The 22,159-nt window shown below is 34.3% G+C and carries 19 protein-coding genes and 1 other annotated feature; of the genes, 16 read left to right on the top strand and 3 right to left on the bottom strand.

Translation table 11 applies throughout. The annotated features are described in order from the left end of the window. Positions 1 to 4 precede the first annotated feature (4 nt). The 12 genes from CLLU_RS12330 (at position 5) to CLLU_RS12275 (ending at position 12,700) form a co-directional block, all read left to right on the top strand. Positions 5 to 370 (top strand): VOC family protein, encoded by a 366-nt coding sequence (locus tag CLLU_RS12330; RefSeq protein WP_106010091.1) that lies wholly within the window; start codon positions 5 to 7, stop codon positions 368 to 370. Between the two features lie 89 nt (positions 371 to 459). After that, positions 460 to 716 (top strand) — a binding site (T-box leader). A gap of 94 nt (positions 717 to 810) precedes the next feature. Continuing rightward, positions 811 to 2,022, top strand: coding sequence for a threonine ammonia-lyase (ilvA, locus tag CLLU_RS12325; RefSeq protein ID WP_106010090.1), 1,212 nt, complete (start codon positions 811 to 813; stop codon positions 2,020 to 2,022). Between the two features lie 183 nt (positions 2,023 to 2,205). Then, entirely contained in the window at positions 2,206 to 2,778 is a 573-nt protein-coding gene (locus tag CLLU_RS12320; RefSeq protein ID WP_106010089.1) for a CDP-alcohol phosphatidyltransferase family protein, read from the top strand. 184 nt (positions 2,779 to 2,962) lie between these two features. Continuing rightward, positions 2,963 to 3,775, top strand: coding sequence for a class I SAM-dependent methyltransferase (locus CLLU_RS12315; protein WP_106010088.1), 813 nt, complete (start codon positions 2,963 to 2,965; stop codon positions 3,773 to 3,775). Between the two features lie 136 nt (positions 3,776 to 3,911). Then, positions 3,912 to 4,511, top strand: coding sequence for a TetR/AcrR family transcriptional regulator (locus CLLU_RS19160; protein WP_242977594.1), 600 nt, complete (start codon positions 3,912 to 3,914; stop codon positions 4,509 to 4,511). Between the two features lie 127 nt (positions 4,512 to 4,638). Further along, on the top strand, positions 4,639 to 5,964 hold the full coding sequence (locus CLLU_RS12305; RefSeq protein WP_106010087.1) for an MFS transporter: 1,326 nt from the start codon (positions 4,639 to 4,641) through the stop codon (positions 5,962 to 5,964). Positions 5,965 to 5,969: 5 nt separating this feature from the next. Then, entirely contained in the window at positions 5,970 to 8,459 is a 2,490-nt protein-coding gene (locus tag CLLU_RS12300; RefSeq protein WP_106010086.1) for a PEP/pyruvate-binding domain-containing protein, read from the top strand. 232 nt (positions 8,460 to 8,691) lie between these two features. Then, complete coding sequence (locus CLLU_RS12295; protein ID WP_106010085.1) at positions 8,692 to 9,075, top strand: hypothetical protein; 384 nt, start codon at positions 8,692 to 8,694, stop codon at positions 9,073 to 9,075. Positions 9,076 to 9,151: 76 nt separating this feature from the next. After that, complete coding sequence (gene panC, locus CLLU_RS12290; protein WP_106010084.1) at positions 9,152 to 10,006, top strand: pantoate--beta-alanine ligase; 855 nt, start codon at positions 9,152 to 9,154, stop codon at positions 10,004 to 10,006. 1 nt (position 10,007) lies between these two features. Beyond that, the gene (gene panD, locus CLLU_RS12285; RefSeq protein ID WP_106010083.1) at positions 10,008 to 10,379 is read left to right on the top strand and encodes an aspartate 1-decarboxylase; all 372 of its coding nucleotides are present in this window, start codon (positions 10,008 to 10,010) and stop codon (positions 10,377 to 10,379) included. A 20-nt stretch (positions 10,380 to 10,399) separates the two neighbouring features. Further along, positions 10,400 to 11,356 (top strand): bile acid:sodium symporter family protein, encoded by a 957-nt coding sequence (locus CLLU_RS12280; protein WP_106010082.1) that lies wholly within the window; start codon positions 10,400 to 10,402, stop codon positions 11,354 to 11,356. A gap of 240 nt (positions 11,357 to 11,596) precedes the next feature. After that, positions 11,597 to 12,700 (top strand): helix-turn-helix domain-containing protein, encoded by a 1,104-nt coding sequence (locus tag CLLU_RS12275; protein WP_106010081.1) that lies wholly within the window; start codon positions 11,597 to 11,599, stop codon positions 12,698 to 12,700. A 182-nt stretch (positions 12,701 to 12,882) separates the two neighbouring features. Here the strand turns inward: CLLU_RS12275 and CLLU_RS12270 are convergent, their stop codons facing one another. Genes CLLU_RS12270 through CLLU_RS19460 form a run of 3 tightly spaced genes read right to left on the bottom strand, consistent with a single transcriptional unit; the run spans position 12,883 to position 17,157 of the window. Continuing rightward, positions 12,883 to 15,387 carry a J domain-containing protein gene (locus CLLU_RS12270; protein ID WP_106010080.1) on the bottom strand — a complete coding sequence of 835 codons (2,505 nt, stop codon included), beginning with the start codon at positions 15,385 to 15,387 and terminating at the stop codon, positions 12,883 to 12,885. Further along, the gene (locus CLLU_RS12265) at positions 15,384 to 16,463 is read right to left on the bottom strand and encodes an Hsp70 family protein (RefSeq protein WP_338078786.1); all 1,080 of its coding nucleotides are present in this window, start codon (positions 16,461 to 16,463) and stop codon (positions 15,384 to 15,386) included. Before CLLU_RS12265 ends, CLLU_RS12270 begins: the two co-directional genes overlap by 4 nt. Then, positions 16,393 to 17,157: a tetratricopeptide repeat protein gene (locus CLLU_RS19460; protein WP_338078785.1), complete on the bottom strand. Its 765-nt coding sequence runs from the start codon at positions 17,155 to 17,157 to the stop codon at positions 16,393 to 16,395. The genes CLLU_RS12265 and CLLU_RS19460 overlap by 71 nt, the downstream gene beginning before the upstream one ends. 205 nt (positions 17,158 to 17,362) lie before the next feature. On the opposite strand from CLLU_RS19460, the gene CLLU_RS12260 reads away from it, so the two are divergent. The 4 genes from CLLU_RS12260 (at position 17,363) to CLLU_RS12245 (ending at position 22,055) form a co-directional block, all read left to right on the top strand. Continuing rightward, positions 17,363 to 18,607, top strand: coding sequence for a hypothetical protein (locus CLLU_RS12260; RefSeq protein ID WP_106010078.1), 1,245 nt, complete (start codon positions 17,363 to 17,365; stop codon positions 18,605 to 18,607). Between the two features lie 95 nt (positions 18,608 to 18,702). After that, positions 18,703 to 19,398 (top strand): response regulator transcription factor, encoded by a 696-nt coding sequence (locus CLLU_RS12255; RefSeq protein ID WP_106010077.1) that lies wholly within the window; start codon positions 18,703 to 18,705, stop codon positions 19,396 to 19,398. Further along, positions 19,388 to 20,788 (top strand): HAMP domain-containing sensor histidine kinase, encoded by a 1,401-nt coding sequence (locus tag CLLU_RS12250; protein ID WP_106010076.1) that lies wholly within the window; start codon positions 19,388 to 19,390, stop codon positions 20,786 to 20,788. Before CLLU_RS12255 ends, CLLU_RS12250 begins: the two co-directional genes overlap by 11 nt. 721 nt (positions 20,789 to 21,509) lie before the next feature. Continuing rightward, on the top strand, positions 21,510 to 22,055 hold the full coding sequence (locus CLLU_RS12245) for a DUF2812 domain-containing protein (RefSeq protein WP_106010075.1): 546 nt from the start codon (positions 21,510 to 21,512) through the stop codon (positions 22,053 to 22,055). Positions 22,056 to 22,159 lie beyond the last annotated feature (104 nt).

Here is a 22,159-nt window from a genome sequence, read left to right as displayed (position 1 = left end):
TAATATGAATCTTTGCTGGATAACGTTAAATGTGAAGAATATGCAGGAGTCTTTAAAATTCTATAATGAACTGCTGGGAATTAAAATTTTTAGAAAGTTTAGTCCACGTCCAGGAGTAGATATTGCCATGCTTGGAGAAGAGGGCAATCCTAAAATAGAATTGATATGCAGCAGGAATAATAATTCTGAAATTCAAAGCAGGGGAATTTCTATTGGATTTGAGGTGAAATCACTGGATGAGTCTATGGAATACATGAAAAGCAAAGGTATTGTCATCAAAAGAGGGCCTATTTCACCGTCACCCAAAGTTAAATTCTTTTTTATAGACGATCCAGATGGAATAGAGATTCAGATAGTTGAAAACAGATGATTTACCTCACTTGGGATATTATGTTTTTAAAAATATCAGTTGACAATTTCAAAAAAAGTAATATAATTAACGTCATACTGTAGATATAATCTTAAGCTATGATAGAGAAGAAATATTCAGTATATCAACTCAAGAGAGCTGCTGGCTGGTGTAAGGCGGTGTTGATATGGATATTCAAGTATCACTCTAGAGCTTCCATGTAGAAAGACCCGGAGTCGAGTAAATGTGGACGGATACCAACGATATATGGTTAGGGTTTATAAAATGACCTGAATCAAGTGACAATCGGTCTGGAACTGGTTGTAAATGAGGTGGTACCGCGAGAGGTTAATCTTTCGTCCTTATAAATATATGAAAATTATGTTTTTAGGATGGAGGATTTTTTTATTGGGGCAAAATACAGTAATATTTAATATTAAATAAAAAGGTGGCTTAAAATTATGAAAATGAATTTGACTTTAAATGATGTACTGGAAGCTAGGGAAAGAATAAAGGGCATATGTGTAAAAACAAAATTGATATATAGCCCTGAATTCAGCAGGGAAAGTGGTAATGAAGTATATATAAAACCTGAAAATCTTCAGATTACCGGCGCATTTAAATTGAGGGGAGCTTCAAATAAGATAAGCAAATTGAGTGACGAACAAAAATCCAGGGGGCTTATAGCGTCTTCGGCGGGGAATCATGCCCAGGGAGTGGCGTATTCAGCGAGAAAACTTGGAATTAAGGCGACAATTGTCATGCCTGAAACTACACCTTTTATAAAAGTTCAATCCACCAAAAATTATGGGGCAGATATACTGCTTAAAGGGAAAGTTTATGACGAAGCCTATGAAGAGGCCAAAAGGCTGGAGAGAGAAAATGGATATACTTTTGTCCATCCGTTTAATGATGTAGATGTAATGGCGGGTCAGGGAACCATAGCCCTTGAGATATTGGATGAACTTGAGGATGTGGATGCCATACTTGTTCCAATAGGAGGCGGCGGCTTGATAAGTGGGATATCGGTGGCTGCAAAATCGATTAATCCAAATATAAAAATAATAGGAGTTCAGGCTGAAGGTGCAAATCCCATGAAAATTTCTTTCGATACGGGGAAGCTTACCTATGCAGATGAGGTAAACACTATTGCAGATGGTGCAGCAGTAAAAAAACCCGGGGATCTTACCTTTCATGTAATAAAAAAATATGTGGATGAAATTGTTACAGTAAGCGATCAAGAACTCATGGAAGCTGTTTTTGTGGTATTGGAAAAGCACAAACTTGTAGCAGAAGCAACAGGAGTTATGTCGCTGGCTGCTCTTAAAAGGCTTGAATTCAAAGGTAAAAAGGTGGTTTCACTTATAAGTGGAGGAAACATTGATGTGGTTACAATGGCATCTCTTTTGAATAAGGGCTTATTTTCAAGAGGAAGAATATTCTGTTTTTCAGTAAAATTAAAAGATATTCCGGGACAGCTTCTCAAGATAGCTCAAATACTGGCAGAAAAAAGAGCCAATGTAATAAAATTGGATCATAATCAATTCAAAGCTATTGACAGATTAAAATACGTTGTTCTGGAAGTAACAGTGGAAACAAATGGATATGAACATATAGAATCCATAGTTAAGGCACTAAATGATAATGGATACGATGTAAAAAAGGTCTTCTAGCATAAAATAACATTTTTGTTGGAATGCAAAATCAGACAGCTTTTGGGGCAATAAAGGAATGTATGATAATATCTTTCACTGTGATCAGTAAGATGAGAAACAGCATATAAATTGTTACTGGAAAGGTTATGTGATAATATAAAAAGTACCTTACTCAATTTATAATGAAAGGATTAACCCAAAGTGCAGAAAATAATCAAACTTATACCCAATGGCATTACAGGTGGAAGAATAATTATGTCCATTTTATTTGTATCAAATATTTTGGAACAGTTTAAATATGGGCATCAGAAAACTTTGAGCTTGATAGTTATGTTTTTGTGCATATGCATATCCGATTTTATCGATGGTTACATTGCGAGAAAGTTCAACTGTACTTCAGCAGAAGGTGCCAGATTTGATATTCTTGCTGATTTGTTTTTTCTGGTTTCATCTTATATAACTTTAGTGGCTTTGAGGATATTGCCTTTATGGTTTCTGATATTTATATGTCTCAAATTTGTAGAATTTTTATGTACTTCAAATTTTATAAAAAGGCATGACAGATTATCAATACATCCATTTATTTTTGACAGGCTGGGAAGAATTGTGGCGGTTATGTTCTTTATTGTACCAGGTGCAGCCTGTATTTTTAATGTGTTCACATATGGCAACTCTGAAAATGGGGTAAATCTTTTATTGTATATTATCCTGTTATTTGGACTATTGTCTTCATATTTTAGAATAAGGAACTGTTTTAAATTATTATCTGATTGATTGCTTTATAGAACAATTTAGAAAATTGACTTTTCTTGAAGTAAGAGTAAATGTTATATTTATATTTTTTATAAAATATGTTATCCTATAATAAATGATATTCATTATCATCTGTTATAGGATCTTTTATTTCTCAGAAAGCTGCATGACTTACTTTAATTGAAATATTGAAAGGGGCGGTAAAATGAATGTCAAACAACCTGATTATGGGAACTGGGTTCCTCTAAAAATAATATATGTACTAGGTATCTTGTCTATTATAATGATATGTATCAGCATAGTTGGTTTTGGAAAATTTTCCTTTTTGATGAATTTACCTGTGTATATTTTATGGATCCTGCAAATACTTGCTTTGGCAATTACACTCATTGTTGTGGCATTTTTGATTTATATGCTGATCTCCCGGTACTTGTTTTCTTATAATGGAGGGGCTGTTTCTTCAAAAATACTGGATTATGTACTTGGACATCTACAATGGGACGGGAGCGGAAAACTTCTGGATATCGGCTGTGGAAGCGGGGCAATGACTATAAAGGCGGCAAAAAAGTATCAAAGGGCAAAATTTGTGGGAATTGATTACTGGGGAATAGAATGGGATTATGGAGAGGCACAGTGCAGACGAAATGCCAGCCTTGAAAGAGTTGATGACAGAATTGATTTTATGAGAGGTGATGCAGCAGCTCTTCCATTTGAAGATGAATATTTTGATGCTGCCGTAAGCAATTTTGTATTTCACGAGGTAAAGAGCCAGAAAGATAAAAGATTGGTGGTGAAGGAGGCTCTCAGAGTAGTTAAAAAGGGAGGTGCTTTTGCCTTTCACGATCTTTTCCTGGATAAAAACCTTTATGGGGATATAGATGAATTTGTTGAGGAATTGAAAAAGGAGAATGTATCTGAAATTGCAGTTATAAAATCAGAAGATGAAATAAACATACCCAGGATACTTAAATTGCCCTTCATGCTGGGCAGTATAGCACTGATCTACGGCAAAAAATAAATTAAATATTTTTAGTTCCTGATTATACATTATGATTGTTTTCATATGTGTTTTTTTCATATTAGTTTATCCGTAATGTTTTTATGATATACTATAATTAATTTGTAAATTGTTTTGTAATTTGGAGAGTGTTGAAATGGGCAGGGCATATACGGAAGAGGAAAGAGAAAAACTTAGAATAAGAATCAAACAACTGGGAAAGGAAATGTTTGAAGAGGAGGGCTTTAAGAATTTCCGGATTCAGAAGCTGACTAAAGAAGCAGGGATTTCCCTGGGAGGGTTTTATACTTTTTTTCAAAACAAGGAATCCCTTTACAAGGAGATTTTAAATGACGAGAAGAATAGAATCCGTGCAAAGATAATTGACTGGGTGAAAGAATGTCATATAGGACCAAGAGATTTTTTTATAGAGATTGCAGACAAGTTTCAGGAAAAAGCCAGGGGAAACAAATTGTATGAAGCCAGGGAATCATATAACCTTGTAGATGAAGTACTTCTTGATACGGAAGATACAAATAAAAGAGAAAACCTGGCTTTCATACAGAAGCTAAGAGAAATATGGGAAGAGAGGGGCATTTATTTAAACGGGTCCAATGAGGAGATATATGGAGTACTGGCCCTGTTTGGAATTATAGCCATGAAATGGTATGTAATGGATGAAAGTGTGTTTAAAAAATTATATGGGGAAGTCTGTGACAATTTAATTGAGAAAATAGCACGGACAGCTGATTCTTAGCTTGAGATAAGTTTTTGAAAAGAAGATAAAGTACTGTATAGCCTATCTATGAAAAAATATTGACTTTTTCATAGATAGGTATTATAGTTAAAGCAGGTTATAAATAACTTGAAAGCAGGTTAATGATATGAAATCAGTGAGAACAATAATCATATTCATTGGCATTTTGATTGGCATGAGCAATTCCATGATAATGCAGACCATTTTAACTACTTCACTTCCCGTAATAAGCAGGGAATTTGGCACCAGGGCCTATTATTCCTGGGTATATACTGGATACATACTGTCTTCTACAGTGACTATCCCTGTGTTTGGAAAGATCTGTGATAAATTTGGCTGCAGAAAAAATTATATAATAGGAGGAGCTATTTTTTTCATGGGAACTCTGGGATGTGGAATATGCAGCAGCATGCAGACTCTGGTTTTTTCGAGAATTATTATGGGTATAGGTTCCGGAATGGTGATTCCTGCCACCTACGGAATACTTTCAATGATATTCAAAAAGGAAGATATGGCCAGGGTATTTGCTTTTATGACTATCTTTCAGATCGTAAACAATGGTCTTGGAAGTGTTTTGGGAAGTGTATTTTCTTCTTATTTTAGCTGGAGGTATGGAATGTTTCTGCTGATTCCGGTTGAAATCATTGGCTTTGCTATTGTATGGTCTGCATTTAAGGGCAATGTAAAAATGAAAAGTCATGATGCTCTTGGTATTAAGGAAGCTGCACTGTTTACAAGTTCACTGCTTTTTGTAATGTATGCACTGGAAAAACTAAGCAATTCGCTGTCCCATATAAATATTGAAATTTTAATTGCAGCACTGCTCCTGCTGATTATATGCTTTTACTATGACGGCAGAAAAGAAAACGGTATTATCCCCCGTGAGGTTAAGAAAAGCGGGACATTGAAGGTACTTTTAGTACAGATTATGTTTTTGGGAGGAGCGATGAATATCTGTCTTGTATATTTTCCTCCATATATGGTAAATGCACTTAAAATAAGTACGGGCAGTACGGGAAATTTTCTTCTTGTATATCTGGCGGCCCTGGGAGCAGCAAGTTTTGGAGCTGCATATATGAACATTGGATATATCAAGATAATTGCCATCGGATGGATCAGCATATTAATTGGAAGTTCATCTGGCATAGCATCTTTCACCGGGCATTCAATTATATGTTTTACAGCAGCTATTTTTTTTATCGGATTGGGAGTGGGAATTTTATCTTCTACCATTATGGCGGATATTCAAGGTGAAATCCATGAAAACCCTGCAGCTTCAAATGGCCTGGCACATTTAATGAGGAATTTTGGAGGAACTCTCGGAGTATCCATTGTCCAGGTGTTTTTGTTCAGGCAGATGAATACCTTGTTTATTGCACTGTTTGTCATTGGAACCATTTCTCTTGCCCCCCTAAATTTAGGTAATAGAAATTTTTCGAAAAGGAGTGAGTGATTGTTGTGTATGTAGTAAACTTAAACAGAGTCGGAAAAGATGATGTCATGCTGGCAGGCGGAAAGGCCGCCAATTTGGGTGAGATGATTCAGGCAGGTTTTCCGGTACCGTCAGGTTTTTGTATAACCAGTGAAGGCTATGATCAGTTTATAAGGGGAAATAATTTTCAGGGTGTTATAGAAAGATATCTGAAAAAAATTTATCTGGATGGGAGCAGAAGCAGAGAATTATCACAGGAATTGATGGATTTGCTGTCCAGGGGGAGATTTCCGGAAAAAATGAAAGAAGATATTGTGAAGGAATATGAAAAACTTGGAGAAAAGGTTCCCGCAGCAGTTCGATCCTCAGCTACAGCTGAGGACCTGCCCGAAGCAAGCTTTGCAGGGCAGCAGGAAACTTATCTGAATGTCAGGGGCAGGGAAAACATACTTGATGCTGTGAAAAAATGTTTTTCATCTCTTTGGTCTGAAAGGGCAATAGAGTACAGGAAAAGAACAGGATATGACAGGGGAAAGATATCTCTGGCCGTTGTAGTGCAGGAGATGATAGAGGGAGATATATCCGGGGTACTCTTTACTGTAAATCCAACTAATGAAAATACTCATGAAATGATGATAAATGCATCCTATGGACTGGGGGAAGCTGTTGTATCCGGAAAGGTCACGCCTGATATTTTTATCTGGGACAGAAAAGAAGGCAAAATCACAGACAAGATTTTAGGAAGCAAGAAGATAAGCATTCTGTACCGAAAAAACGGAGGTACAATTCAGGTGGAAAATGAAGAAAAAAATAGGAATAGATTTTCCTTGAGCCGCAGGGAGATTGAAGATCTTGTGAAAACGGCAGGAAGTATCGAAGGGCATTACGGTCATCCCCAGGATATAGAATGGGCGGTTAAAAATAATAAAATTTATATTCTTCAGTCCAGGGAAATCACTACACTCGGCAGGAATACAGAAGAACAGATGAAAACTGCAAAGCTGTCTAAAACTCAGTCTGAAATTATAAACAATCTTATTGAACACTGCCCTACTCCAATTTATCCATTGGAGTTTGAACCTTTTAACAATATAACAAAAGTTAAATTGGAGCTGCTTTCCCGGTTTGGCATCCTCATGAAAAGCCAGCTTGGTATGAGAGATGAGGGTACGGTATTCATAGAAAAATCAAGTATACATATTTCTCCTAAGATACTTAAGCTTCCCTTTAAGATAAAACATTTTCTGGACTATTCAAATAATATGAAGCATACCAAAGATATCTTCGGCAGCGTGAATTACAGGCTTTCAAAAATAGATAAAGATAAGATTCAAAACAATCTTCAGGAACCTTCCCTTGGAGAGCTGCTGGATTGTCTAAGGGAAATAATGAAAATTTCAGATGAAATTGTCTATGTGCGTTTCAGATATAATATATTCCCGGGTTTTTTAATAAGCAAGTTCATCAACTCAAAACTTCAGAAAATAAAAAAGGGAATGACGGAATATGACCTTTTAAACAATTTGAGTTATAGGACCTGGAACATGAATAAGGCGGTAGAAAAGCTTGCTCAAATAGTAAATGAGAATAATAATTTAAAAAATAAAATTATACAGCTGAAGTTTAAAGATAAAAGTGAGCTTGAAATGAAGCTGGAGAATATAGCACGCTCCTATGGAAAATTTGGGGACTTTTACAGGAACATACTGCAGGAATTCGGCTGGAAATCCATAAACAGCTACCAGGCGTTCAGCACGGTTTCCTGGAATGAGGACAAAGGCAGTCTCATTACTCTGCTGAAGGTGGCCATGAAGAATAAGACTGGAAAATATGATAAAAATAAATATGATCACATATGCAGCAGAATATGTGATGTTTTTTCAAAGAGGACAGCTGATAAACTGCTTGCAAAAGTAGCGCAGATCAGATCTTATCATGTAAACAGGGAAGAAAGTTTGTATATGCTTGAAGAATGTTATGGCCTTTCAAGAAAAATTCTTGGGGAAATTGCAATTAAATGTCCTGAAGTATTCAAATATAGGAAGGATATATTGTATTTGACTTTAGATGAAGTATACAGACTTGACGAAGAGCAGCACAGAAAATTTTTTGTAAATAAAATTAAAATGAGAAAGAAAAGCCGTGGAAAAAATAAAATACTGTGGGAAAGTCTCCAGTTGGGCAGCCAAAATAATGGAGAAAATGTATTAAAAGGAGTCTGCGGTAACAGGGGAAAGGCGTCAGGGCAGGTTTGCATTGTAAAAGATATAGGTGAATTTTCAAAACTTAAAAGTGGGGATATACTGGTTTGCAGGTATACAGATCCTTCCTGGACTCCACTGTTTTCCATTGCAAAGGCAGTAATTTCCGATACTGGAGGGCCTCTTTCCCATAGTGCCATTGTAGCCAGGGAGTACAATATTCCTGCGGTGCTTGGCTGCGGCAGTGCTACAAGTGTACTTAAAGATGGAGATAGTGTAGTAGTGGACGGAGACAAGGGCACTGTGGAATTTTAGAGTTATCTATTAAATGGAAACTGTAAATAGAGAAAACATATGTTGACCGAAGACTGATCATGTAATAGAATGTAAAAGTGGGCGGTATTTATTAAAAGCTGTACCAATATTATTTATATACATATATCTGCTTATATCATTTGAATAAGACAGTCAATAAAGGTCTCCCTGGTTTTGAATTAAACTTAGGAGTTTTGTATCACTTCTTAAATTTACAGGAAGAAAGGAGTGATTGGTTGATAATAGATTTGTTGGAGTAGAAAAATCAGGCTTTTTAAGTGAATATTTTGTCCCGGGTAACGTGGGTATTAAGGGCTATGATAGCAGAAACTACAAGTATGCATTAGAAGCTGAAGATACTAATGTGAAATTAGAGGAACTAATATTAAAAAATAGTGATACAACATTTATTAAAATTCTTGATGACATAATCTCAAGTATTTGGCAGAATATACAAAGATTTAATTCGAAAGATAAGGTTATATGTCACGTCAATAGCTTTTATCTTCAAAAATCTTTTCTAAATATAAACAATTTTGGTGTTTTCAGATATCAATTCATTCCATGTTTTAATTTTCTAATAAATATTTCACCTATAAAAAATTTAAAAAATTAAATGATATGTATTTTTTATTGAAAGCTTCTTTAAATAAGTGAAGTTGTATTAAAATTATGCTTTTTGGAGGAAAATAATGAAAACAGTAAAAACAATAAAAGAAGTCAGACAACAAGTCAGGGAATGGAAAAGAGAAGGATTATCTATAGGGCTTGTTCCTACAATGGGATGCCTTCATGAAGGACATAAAAGTCTCATAGACACAGCCGTGAAAGAAAATGATAGAGTGATAGTCAGTGTTTTTGTCAATCCTATACAATTTGGACCTAACGAGGATTTTAAAACTTATCCAAGGGATATAGAACATGACAAAAAACTCTGTGAAAGTTCAGGAGCAAGCATGATATTTAATCCGGAGCCCTCAGAGATGTATTTTGAAAATAGATCTACCAACGTAGAAGTAGAGGGGTTAACGGAAGGATTATGCGGAGCCAAACGTCCAGGTCATTTCAGGGGAGTGTGTACTGTAGTTTCCAAACTATTCAATATAGTAACACCAGACAGAGCCTACTTCGGAGAAAAAGACGCACAACAATTAGCTGTAGTTAAAAGAATGGTGAGGGACTTAAATTTTGATGTACAGGTTGTAGGCTGTCCAATAATAAGAGAAGAGGATGGGTTGGCAAAAAGTTCAAGAAACACTTATCTTTCAAAGGAAGAAAGGCAGGCGTCCTTAGTGTTGAACAAAAGTTTAAAAAAAGCCAAAAAACTATTGGAAGATGGTGAAAAAGATGCATTGTTGGTTAAACGTGTAATTGAACAGGAAATAAACAAGCAGCCTTTAGCCAGGATAGATTATATTGAAATTGCAGATAGTGAATCATTGAGACCGGTTAAAAAAGCAGATGAATCTTTATTGATAGCTATAGCAGTATTCATAGGAAAAACCAGGCTGATAGATAATTTTACATTTAGAACAGGAGAAAAATAAAATGATATTAAACATGTTAAAAAGTAAGATTCACAGAGCAGTAGTAACACAAGCTGAGTTAAATTATGTAGGAAGTATAACTATAGATAAATCTTTAATACAGGCAGCTAATATTTTGGAAAATGAGAAAGTTCAAATTGTAGATATAAATAATGGAAGCAGATTTGAAACTTATGTTATATCTGGAGAACGCAATAGCGGGGTAATGTGTTTAAATGGTGCGGCTGCAAGGTGTGTACAGCCAGGAGATAAAATAATAGTGATGAGCTATTGTCATATGGAGGAGGAAGAGGCAAAAAATTATAAGCCCATAGTAGTTTTTGTAAATGAGGATAACAAGATAGAAAAAATATCCGATTATGAATCAAACTAAAAGTTTGGGGGAGATTTATCATGGACTTTATGGAAAAACTGGGGAAAGTGCTAAACAGATATTTTTCAGTGTTAATCATAGCTGTTGCGGCCATAGGACTTCTGCAGCCAAGGACCTTTTTATGGATTGTACCGGATATCTCAGTGTTTTTAGGAGTTATAATGTTTGGAATGGGTATTACTTTAAAAAAGGAAGATTTCAAAGAAGTTTTTACTAGACCTAAAGATGTATTTATAGGTGTAGCAGCCCATTATTGTATAATGCCCTGTGTAGCATATATACTGTGTTTGATTTTAAAACTGCCAAAAGAGCTGGCAGTAGGGGTTATTCTTGTAGGATGCTGTCCAAGCGGTACCGCATCAAATGTAATGTGCTATATAGGCAGGGGAGATCTTGCACTTTCTGTTTGTATAGGTGCAGTTTCTACAATACTTGCTCCATTTTTAATGCCTATTTTAATATTACTTTTGGCAGGTAAATGGATTTCCATACCCATAATGGGATTGTTTATGGAAATTGTTAAGATAGTCATAGTACCTATACTTTTAGGTGTTATAGCAAATTGTATATTTGGAGAAAAAACACAAAAAGCTGTAAAAGTGCTTCCTGGTGTATCAACTATATGTATAGCTTTGCTGGTTGGAGGAGTAGTGAGTGCTAATTCAAAAAAATTATTGACAACTGCTGCAATTGCAATTGGTGCTGTAATTCTCCACAATTTATTTGGCTTCCTGTTTGGATATTTAGCAGGAAAAGTGCTTGGTATGAATGAAACTAAAAAAAGAGCCATATCACTTGAAGTGGGTATGCAGAATTCAGGGCTAGGGGTGACATTGGCCATGAGCTTTTTTTCACCGGCAGCTGCAATACCAGCGGCAATATTTAGTGTATGGCACAATATATCCGGTTCTGCTCTTGCAGCTTTCTGGTCCAGCAAAGAGATTGATGATAAAAAATCACAAGGTGTAATAATATAGGGTTTTCTCCCCTGTATAAAGCTAAAGCCAATGCTTGATAAAACTAAGCATTGGCTTATTATTTACGTTATTATAATATAAAAGACCAAGGTTGATTTATTCATAGTCAATTACAGAGATTCAACTGCTGGTTGAATTTTTATAATATGTTAAACTAGAAATCCATAGGTGAATTTAAAGGATTAAGCTATAATGTATTTATAGAGCTCTATAATATAAAAATACTGGAGTGAGTGGATTATGGGGAAATTGCAGATAGGTGAAATAATATCAAGGCTTAGAAAAGAAAGACAGATTACCCAGGAGCAGCTTGGAAAATATATAGGTGTTTCTACAGCAGCTGTTTCAAAATGGGAGATGGGAAATTCTTATCCTGATATTGAACTTCTTCCGGTACTTGCTTCTTTTTTTGGTGTTTCCATAGATAAGCTTTTAAATTACAGGATACAGTTGTCTGAGGAAGAAGTGATGAATATATTTAAAAAGTGTGAAGAACTTATGGCTGGAGAGGATATGGAAAAAGGCATTGAACTCGGAAAAAAATATATAGAGAAGTATAGTTCAAGTTATTTTCTGAAATTCAGGATAGGATTTTTATACAATATGTATTCCTGGAGATGTAAAAACAGGGCAGAGGCAGATAAAATGGAAGATTATGCAAAAGGACTGTTTGAAGATATAGGGAAAAACTGCAGTGATAAAAATATAACTGAACAGGCACTTTATGTGCTGAGCAGCATATATTCATCAAGAGGTGAAGATGAAAGGGCAGTGGAGGTGCTCAACAAAATAAATAAAAGTGAATACCAGGTTGACTTCATGCTGGCAAATATATATTTGAAGAAGAAAGATACTTTAAATAGAGGGCGCAAAATCCTTCAGGGACAGCTCTGGAAGGATATATTTTATGTGAGTCTTATTTTAATGTGTCTTGCAAAATCCTATTGTGAAGACAAGAATAATCTTAAATTAGTGGAAAAATACCTCAATACGGCAGTTGACATTAAAAGGGCGTTTTCACCTGAAGCCGAGGCTGTACTTGGACTTCATATAGAATATATGAATTTTGCAAATGTGTATTTAAAAATGGGACAAAATGAAAAGGCTTTCGGCATGCTTGAAAAATGGATAGAGTATATTGAGGTAAACAACCTGAACGAAAAAGAGAAAATTTCTTCTGTATGGTGTTTTGATGAGCTTTCGGGAAACAAGTCAGGATTTACACTGGATATGTATGAAAATATGAGCAAGCTGCTTGAGGATGATATATTTGATCCTGTAAGGGAAGATGACAGATTCACACAAATTTCAGATAGAGTGAATAAAATGAAAAAACATGAGTGATTTTAGAGATGGCGCTCAGATGAAGAAATTAAAAAATCCTTTGCCCTATTTATAATAGGACGAAGGTAGAAATCTGTGTTACTACGATATTTTTGTATCATATAACAGGGGATACAGCTCTTTTTCTTCTCTCTCTATTCTATTTGATAAAATCTTAAAAATATGTTCTGTATCTTCTATTATTATTTTCTCCTCAATTTCTTTAAAGATTTTTTAACCCGCTCATTGTTGGGGTTGATCTTTATAATCCGCTCATAGTATTCTATTGCCTTGGCATAATCTTTAATGCGTTCATATACGATTCCAATATTTAAATTGTATAATTCACTATCTTGACACAGCTCCAGTGCCTTTGACAAGTATTCTAAGGATTTGCCGTATTCTTTCAACTTAGCATACAACAATCCTATATTGTTATATGCCTCATGGTAGTCCGGTGATATTTCCAGTGCCATATTGAAATATTTAAGGGATTTGTCATAATCACTTAGATCATAAAAATATAGAATTCCCAGGTTGTTATAGGCAAGTAAAAAATTCGGATCAATTTTCAGAGCCTGCTTATAGTCGGATACAGCTTCATCATACTTTTTTATATTTCTGTAGGAAAATCCTCTGCCGTTGTAGGCAGTTGCATCTTCCGGATTCAATTCTAGGGATCTTGTATAATATTCTATGGACTTTTTGAACTGCCTCAAATGGCCGTATATATTTCCCAAATTACTGTAGACAGTCCTGTGATTGGGATTCAGTTTCAGTACTTTTTCAAAATCCTGTTTTGAACTGTCGTATTTACCCAGTTCACAGTACAGGAGTCCTCTTTCATTATAAATTTCCGTGTATTTGTATTCTGTTTCCATGGTATTTTCTATGGCAGCCGTATATATATCCACAGCTTTTTTATATTCATGCATGCTGGTATATACATTTGCCAGATAATAATAATAATACATATTGCCCGGATTTAATTTTATAGCCTTGTGAAAAGATTCAACAGACTCTTTAGGGCGATCCAGGAAACCCAGGGCTAATGCTTTTTCATAGTATATGCTGCTGTCTTCAATATTCATTTTCAAGGCTTTGCTGCACAGGTAAACTATATCCTTGTATTTTTTCAATTTGGAAAGAATTTTGATTTTATTTAGGTACAAATTCAAAAAATATGGGAATGTTTTTAAGGCATTATTACAGGTACTCAAAGCAGCATCATAAAGTCCAAGCTGAAATAATGCAAAAGCCTTGTGAGCATGTGCATGAGCCAAACCTGGATTTAAATTTATGGCCCTGTCGCAGGCATGAACAGCCTCTTCAAACTCTCCAAGCTTGCACAGTATATCGCTTTTGTCGTTGTACAAAATTGCATATTTGTCATTTATGCTTTCTGCTTTGCTGTAGGATTCCAGAGCTTCCCTGTATCTTCCCATATCCTGGAACAACAGACCCTTAAAATAGTATGCCTTCCAGTTGTCCGGATTCAATTCTATGGACTTGTTCATATAGAGCTCGGCCTCTTTTTCCATATTCAAGGCTTTCAGTGTATTACCCATCAGAAGACATATTGTAAAATCCATGTTTGTATCTTTTTCAATATCCTTCATCAGTGAATAGCATTTTTCAAAGTCATTTACATTGAAATAACATCTGGCAAGTTCATGTTTAAAATCCGGATTTTTTTTGTATTTGTCAATCAAATAGTAGTTTGCAGAGATAAACTTTGCACGTATTTCCCTGTCATAGGGGTACCTGTCCATTAAAGTGCCAAGTAATTTTTTGGATTTTTCAAAATCCCTGAGAGAAAAGCAGCAATCTGCAGCTCCATACAGTGAACTCATGCTATGGGGATTCAAAGACAGTGCCTTGTTGTAATCTTCACTGGCTTCATTTACTCTGCCCAATCTCAAAAATGCGTTTCCTCTGTTTAAATGTGCTTCAAAATCATTTTTATTTTCAAGAATAACATCAGTAAATATTTTTACAGCTTTATCTACGTTATTTGTGGCCAGATAATATCTTCCATTCAAAATTCTCATGTCTGGATGATAGGGATAAATTCCAAGGCTGTTGTCCAATATTTTTCTGGTCTGGTATATATGATTGAATTTCAGTTCATCATTGGCCTCATAGTAATTTTTTATATAACCGTCATAATCAATGGGCATATCCTTTTTAAAAAGTTCATACCGAAATCCAAAATCCATATCTATATTGCTTGATATAAAATCAATAAAATTGCGGGGGAATTTTTCATATAATTCTTCCTTTTTTTCACTCCAGGAAAAATACTCATCTAAAATTGTCCATATTTTATGGGGCAGATAGTAATTATCCATGAGGAAATTTAAAAGTTCATAACTCGCTTCTTTCGATGTATCAATTTGACAGCATATATCTTCATTTAGCACATCATACCAGCTGTCCGCATCTATTCTTTCAAAAAAATTACCATATAACTTATTTATACCTGATATCCATTGTTTTACTGGAGATGCTTCAATGCTGAAATCTTCCAAATTATTATTTCCCTGATCAAGATCCGATTTCAAGGCAGTTTCATAAGCTTTTCTAAGAGTTTGGAACCCCTCCGGATCCTCTTCAGGATGGTGGAGGTTCAATTTATCCATATAAGCTTCTTTTATTACATTTTTATCACCAGTAGGTTTTATTCCTAATATATCCCAAAAATTCATAATGACCTCATCTCTTCAATTTGTGCAAATAATTCTTTTAATTTTTCTGCAGCTTTTCTTATCTCCTGCTCATCCTGTTTTTGTAAAATATCCTCAAAAAGCTGTAAATTATAATCCAGTATTTCTCTGATTTCGCCTACTGATTCTTCATACAGCCTCTCGCCCTTTGCCATGAGAAGTTTGTTTTCTTCCTTGTCTCTCGGGTGAATTTTAAGGCTGCTCAATTCTTCAAGCCTTTTTTCAATTTCCTCTTTAGACATGTAACCTGGATTTTTTTCAATTACAGCTCTTTTTTTGAGCCCGGTAGATACTACTGCAACTTCAACTTCCAAAATTCCGTTTATATCATAGGTATATCTTATATCAACGGCCTCCTGTCCCGCCGGCGCCGGAGGAATATCCACATTGATTTCTCCAAGCAGTATATTATCTTTTGACAGTCTGCTTTCTCCCTGAAGTATTTCTACATTGATTATTTTTTGATTGTCCTGTATTGTATATAATCTTTCAGTTTTACTTACTGGAATTACCGTGTTTCTTTCAATTATAGGGCAGAAATGTCCGGCTTCATAATACCCACCGGGTTTCCTAACTGAAACATCGGTACCCAGTGTATAAGGGCATACATCTGTAAGCACCACTTTCCTCAAATGCATGTTTCTCTCTTTCATGGCTCCCTGTATTCCTGCACCTATGGCTACAGCTTCATCTGGATTTATATTTGTATTTGGAATGCGCCCGAATAATTTGCTTACGAAAGTTCTCACAAGGGGAAGTTTTGTCGCACCGCCCACTAGAACTATGGAATCAATTTCCTTTACCTTTATCTCTGCATCATTCAATGCTCTTTCCACAGGGCTCCTAAGTTTTAATATCAAGCTCTGACAGGCTTTTTCATACTCTTCTATTTTTAAACTGCATTTTAATATTTTACCGTCTACTTTGCAGCTCATTGAAGTTTCCCTGCTGCTGGAAAATCCAATTTTAGCTTTCTCTGCCTGTTTTTTAATGACTGCCAGGGTTTTGTAGTTTAGATTTTCCATATTCAAGTTGTTTTGCTTTAAAAACAGTGACAGAATGATGTCTGTAAAATCCTCTCCTCCAAGATAATTGTCTCCAGCTACAGCCCGCACTTCTTCGCATATATACGTGAGCTCTGTATAGATGTGCCTCCAAGTCTTCATTATCCAAACTTATGACATAGGATAATTTTTCCAGGGACTTTTCAATATCATTTATCTGAGAATAGTATCTGCCTTCCAGAATAATTAAATCTGGATGCTCCGGGAAAATTTCCTCAGCTTTTAAAATTGATTTCTCACACATGTATAAATTTTTATTTTCCAATTCAGAACATGCCTTGTAATATAGTTCTATGAAATCATCATAAGAACCATTTATATTTTCCTTAAATAGGTCATATCTCAATCTGTATTTCTTGTTTATATTTGACAATACAAATTGTATGAAAGTCTTAGAAAATGCTCTGGATAATTTCTCGCTTTCAGTACTCCATTTAAAGTGTTTATCCAGAAGAATCCAGACTTCATAAGGCAAATTATGGTTATCCAGGAGAAAATCAAGCAATTTGCCGCTGGTACCTTCAAGGCCAAAATCAACGGTTGATTTGTCTACGAATTTCTCCCATTTTTTTGTATTGATTCTTGAAAAAAAATCATTGTACAAATCTCTGAGGGTGTTATCAAATTCGACATTGGCATTTTTAGTATCGGTCTTTCTTTTTTTAAAGTTTCTAAATAATTTAATCATAACAATCCTGCCTTTTCCATACTTGGTCACATTATATAAATTTTACAATAAAATTTGTATATTTTCCATACATTATTAGTTGAAAATTTAAGTTCTTTAATTTAGATAGTGCAATCTTCATCAAATCTTCATAGATTTTGTAATTGATTCTTTAAAAATTTCCTTTAAAATGGAAGTTAGAATAAAGATCAAGAGGAGGATTGTCATGGAAAAATATTATAGAAAAACTGCTTTGTTTGGAATTTTGATGAGTATACTATGGGTGCTTTTGGTAAATACACAGCCGTTTTCAGATTTTGCCTATTATGATGAACTGGCTGGACAGATAGCCTATGGAGGACCCTGGGGTGACACTTATACTTCTGTGGGATATCCTATTGTGCTGGGGCTTGTATATAGAATTTTTGGCAGCAGTCCGGCAGCAGCGAAAATTTTCAATTTAGCACTTACATTTATAAACTATATACTTTTTTATAAAATATTAAAAAAAGCAGATTTGAGTGAAAAGAGGCGTAAATTTATATATGCTTTATTTGTTGTTTTCCCCAGCAATATATTTTACAATAGCATTTTAGCAGGAGAAATACTATTTACTACCATATTGCTTTTAATAACATTTTTATATTTCTATGATGTCAAATATAAATACATACTGATTGGTGTGCTGACAGCTGCGGGCGCCATGGTAAAACCATTTTTCCTGGGGGTTTTCTTCCTGATTTTTATAGTAGAACTGTGCTTCAAAATGAAGTTTGGGGTGGTATTAAAGCATTCACTTATCGTATTTACAATAAGTGCTGTAGTTATATCTCCATGGTTGTATAGAAATACCAGGCTCATGGGACAGTCTACTTTTATATCCAATAATGGAGGAATAGTGCTTTATATAAACAATAATTCCCAGAACAGATATGGCATGTGGATGGATGCAAGAGATGTGGACAATTCTATTGTAAAAAAGACTGAGTATGTAAATGCCAATGCCACGGAGAAAAACAAAATGCTTTCCAATGCAGCCTGGAAATGGATAGGAGCACATCCGGCAAAATTCGTTCAGCTTGGATTCAAGCGGCTTTTCATCACTTACATTGGCTTCAGTGAAATAGATTACAGTTTTAACGGTGTGGATATAAATCCAATTTTCAAATTTATATTTTCATTTTATGCTTATGCTGCAAGATATGTGGTATTTATTCCTGCTTTGATTATGCTGCTCATATATAGTGTAAGGACAATCAGGGGATTTTCAGATAAAAAACCTGTGGATCATTATTTAATATACAATCTTGTTTGTTTTTACATGTTTGCCCTTGTGTATTTTATTTCCGAAGGTCAGCCCAGATATTCATTTCCCTGTACATTTATCATGATTTACTTCTTCTCATATTTTGTGGATAAAAATTCTTATGTAAAATTCATGAGAAAGATTGGACTCCAAAAAATGTTATAATTAAGTTATTGTCATGATTAAATGTTCTATACTTTTAATTATAAATTGTGTATTGTGGAATTTGAAATTTGAACTGCAGGAAGGGGAATATTGGCATGAAGGGACGCACTGTATTGGTAGTAGATGATGACAAGGATATTCTGGATATAATAAAAATTTATCTTCAGAATGACAGGTTTGAGGTGATTACTGCTTGCGACGGAGGGGCAGCAATAGAAAAATTGAAAGAGCAGGATGTGGATTTGATAATATTGGATATAATGATGCCCGGGCTGGACGGTCTGCACACCTGCCTTGAAATTAGAAAAGAGAAAAAAATACCTATAATAATGCTTTCTGCAAAAGATGATCCCAGCAGCAAAATATTAGCTCTTGATATAGGTGCCGATGATTATGTGACCAAACCTTTTAATCCACTGGAGCTGGTGGCCAGGGTAAGATCACAAATCAGGAGATATTCAGAATTCAATGAAGAAAGGTCCCAGAACAGAGGCAAAATTGTTATAGACGATCTTGTAATAGATACTGAATCTCATCGGGTATTTGTGGGGGAGAATTCAGTAGAACTTACTCCCATTGAATTTTCTATTTTGAAGGTGCTTGCAGAGAACAGGGGAAGGGTGCTCAGTACGGAAAATATATATGAAAATGTATGGAATGAACCTTTTTACAATTCAAAAAATACAGTTGCAGTTCATATAAGAAACATAAGAGAAAAAATAGAGATAAATCCGGGAAAACCCAAATATATAAAAGTGGTCTGGGGAGTGGGCTATAAAATTGATAGGTAAAATGAGGAAATTTTTTCTGAAAAGTGTATCCAGGGAACTTATTATAATCAATATATTCAGTTTTATGGTACTTGTAATTGGAATAGCTGTTTCTGTCCAGATCATAATTTCTGATAAAAATAACACCCAGAATTTTGTCAATGCATCAAATGATACTTATGTACAGGTTGTAAGATATGTTAAGTCCACTGATCTTCAAAATAATTATTATATAGATAATCTGGCAAAATTGAATAATGTGAATATAGCAGTTGCCGACATGAAAGGTAGTGTAATTCTTAAATCAAATGCAGTAAAAGACAGATATATGGATTTGGATTCCATAAGAGAATATATGGTGAAAGATCACACTGGAAAAACAGTATATGAATTATATGATTTGAATATATCAGGAAATAAATATGTACTTGTTACCTGGAAAGCTTCAGGGACCTACTATGAAATATTCAAGCATGTATATATAATAGCATTCCCAATCGTGATCTCATTGGGAATTATTTATTTCTGGTCTTATAAGAAAGCCAGGTATATAAAATATATCTGCAAAGGCATAGTAAAAATTTCCCAGGAAAACTTGGATTGTGAACTTGAAAAAAGAGGCAGTGACGAACTGGAAATTCTGGCAGAGGAAATAAATAGGATGTCCTTTAATCTGAAGAACATGATGGATCGTGAAAAATCTCTTCAGAGGTTTAAAAATGAATTGATAACGAATATGTCCCATGATTTGAGAACACCTCTTACGTCTTTGATTGGCTACCTATATTTGTTAAACGATAAAAACACTTCCGTATCCGTAAAAGATAGAGAAATCTACAGCAAAAAGTCCCTGGAAAGGGCGAAAAAGCTCAAGCTGCTGATAGACAATTTGTTTCAGTATTCAAAGCTGGAAAGCGGTGAAATAGAACCTGAGCTGTACAATGTGAATATTGTTGAAATTATGGAACAGATTATAGGGGAGATGTCAATTCTGGCGAAGAAATCAGGAATTAAATTTGTAAAAAAATATGATATGGCGGATATAAAATTGAAAGTGGATCCCTGCCTTATAAGCAGAGCTTTTCAAAATATATTGTCCAATGCTGTAAAATACAGTGTGAAAAACAGCAGCGTATGTATTGATATAACTTCAGATAAAGAAAGCACAGTGGTGAGCTTTCAAAACAAACCCATTCAGAGTTTGTCAGATAAGCAAATTGGAAAGATATTTGAAAGGTTCTATATGGGGGATAAGTCAAGAAATTCACATGAAAATAATTCAGGATTAGGACTTGCCATAGTCAAGAACATTGTGAAGCTGCATGAGGGGGAAGTATGGGCGGAAAACAAAGATAACACTTTTAAAATATATGTGAGATTGAGAAATGATCTATTAAGCAAACTCAAATAAATCTAAAAATAACTTGATGAAAAAAATCCAGGGATGAAAATCCCTGGAATGAGGTTTATTATAATATGAGCTTAAACACCGGGAATAATAATTCCCAGTGCCAAAGTAAGCAGTAAGCAATCAATGTATTAGATAATTACTTAATATGAAACCTAAATACATTGGTATCTTTATACAAGTAGTATGTGCAGAGCTGAAATAATTATACAGGAAAAATAGAAAAATATTGACATATATATTATTTAATGATATAGTTTATTTAATGATATATCATTAAATAATATGATTTGGAGGTAAAAATATAAGGTACTTATCATAAAACATGCAAATTATTACTTAAAAACATTTTGAAGTAATAATAACTTATTTAAGGTGAATAATGAAGGTATTAGGGAATATCTGTTGTGGTAAAAAACATCTTATGCTACTCTATTACTCGTAAAATATTTTATTTACTATAATTTGTGAATAAAAAAATCTAATAATTATATTATTTTATCATGGTAAAGTGGGAGAAAAAGATGAAAAATAAATACATAAAATTGATATTAATACTTATGCTGATAAGCTGTTGTGTTTTTTCAGGATGTACTGGTCTATCTTTCAATAATAAAAGCCAATCAGCCTGTATTTTTAATTCAAAAGAGGATACTTAAGAAAAGAACGTGTTTATAAATGGGAAAACATCTAAAAATTATATAGTGAGAAGGTGTTATTAAATATGTTTAACACAAGATATGTTATGATTAAAGGTTTGACCCTTGTGGAAAATGAGGACATGGAAATGCTGTCATCTTATGCCAGAAAAGGCTGGATTCTATATAAGGTTGGTATTTTAGGATATACTCTAAAAAGATCTAACCCACAGCAATTACAATATTTCCTTGATTATAGAGACAACCCGGATAAAGAATATTTTTTGTGTTTTAATGAGGCAGGGTGGTCTTATGTATGTTCTTTAGGAAATACAATTCACATATTTAGTGCACTTAAAGATACAAAACCAATATATACTGACAATGATACTGAATTGAAAAAATATATAATTCAGTATGAAATGGCTAAAAAGGCTGCAATTTCATCTTTTTTATGTACTGTTTTGTTTCTTATTTTACTGTTGTTTTTCAAATATGGACATATACCTGATATATATGGAAAGATTTTTGGTACTCTTTTAATACTCTCATCTACAATTATTGTTTTTACAGTGATTCCATGTATCTCTTTTTATTCTAAGATAAATATAGGTAATTGCGAAACTCACTGATAAAAATGAATTGATGATGGGAAGAAGTTTCAAAAAAAGGTAATTAGAAGATCAAAGGCAATTCTTGTAATTTATAATAGTTAAACAGAAAAAAAGGGCATAAG

Origin of the sequence: Clostridium luticellarii (assembly GCF_002995845.1) — a bacterium.
GTDB lineage: Bacteria > Bacillota > Clostridia > Clostridiales > Clostridiaceae > Clostridium_B > Clostridium_B luticellarii.
This window is presented reverse-complemented; position numbering and strand designations above follow the sequence as displayed.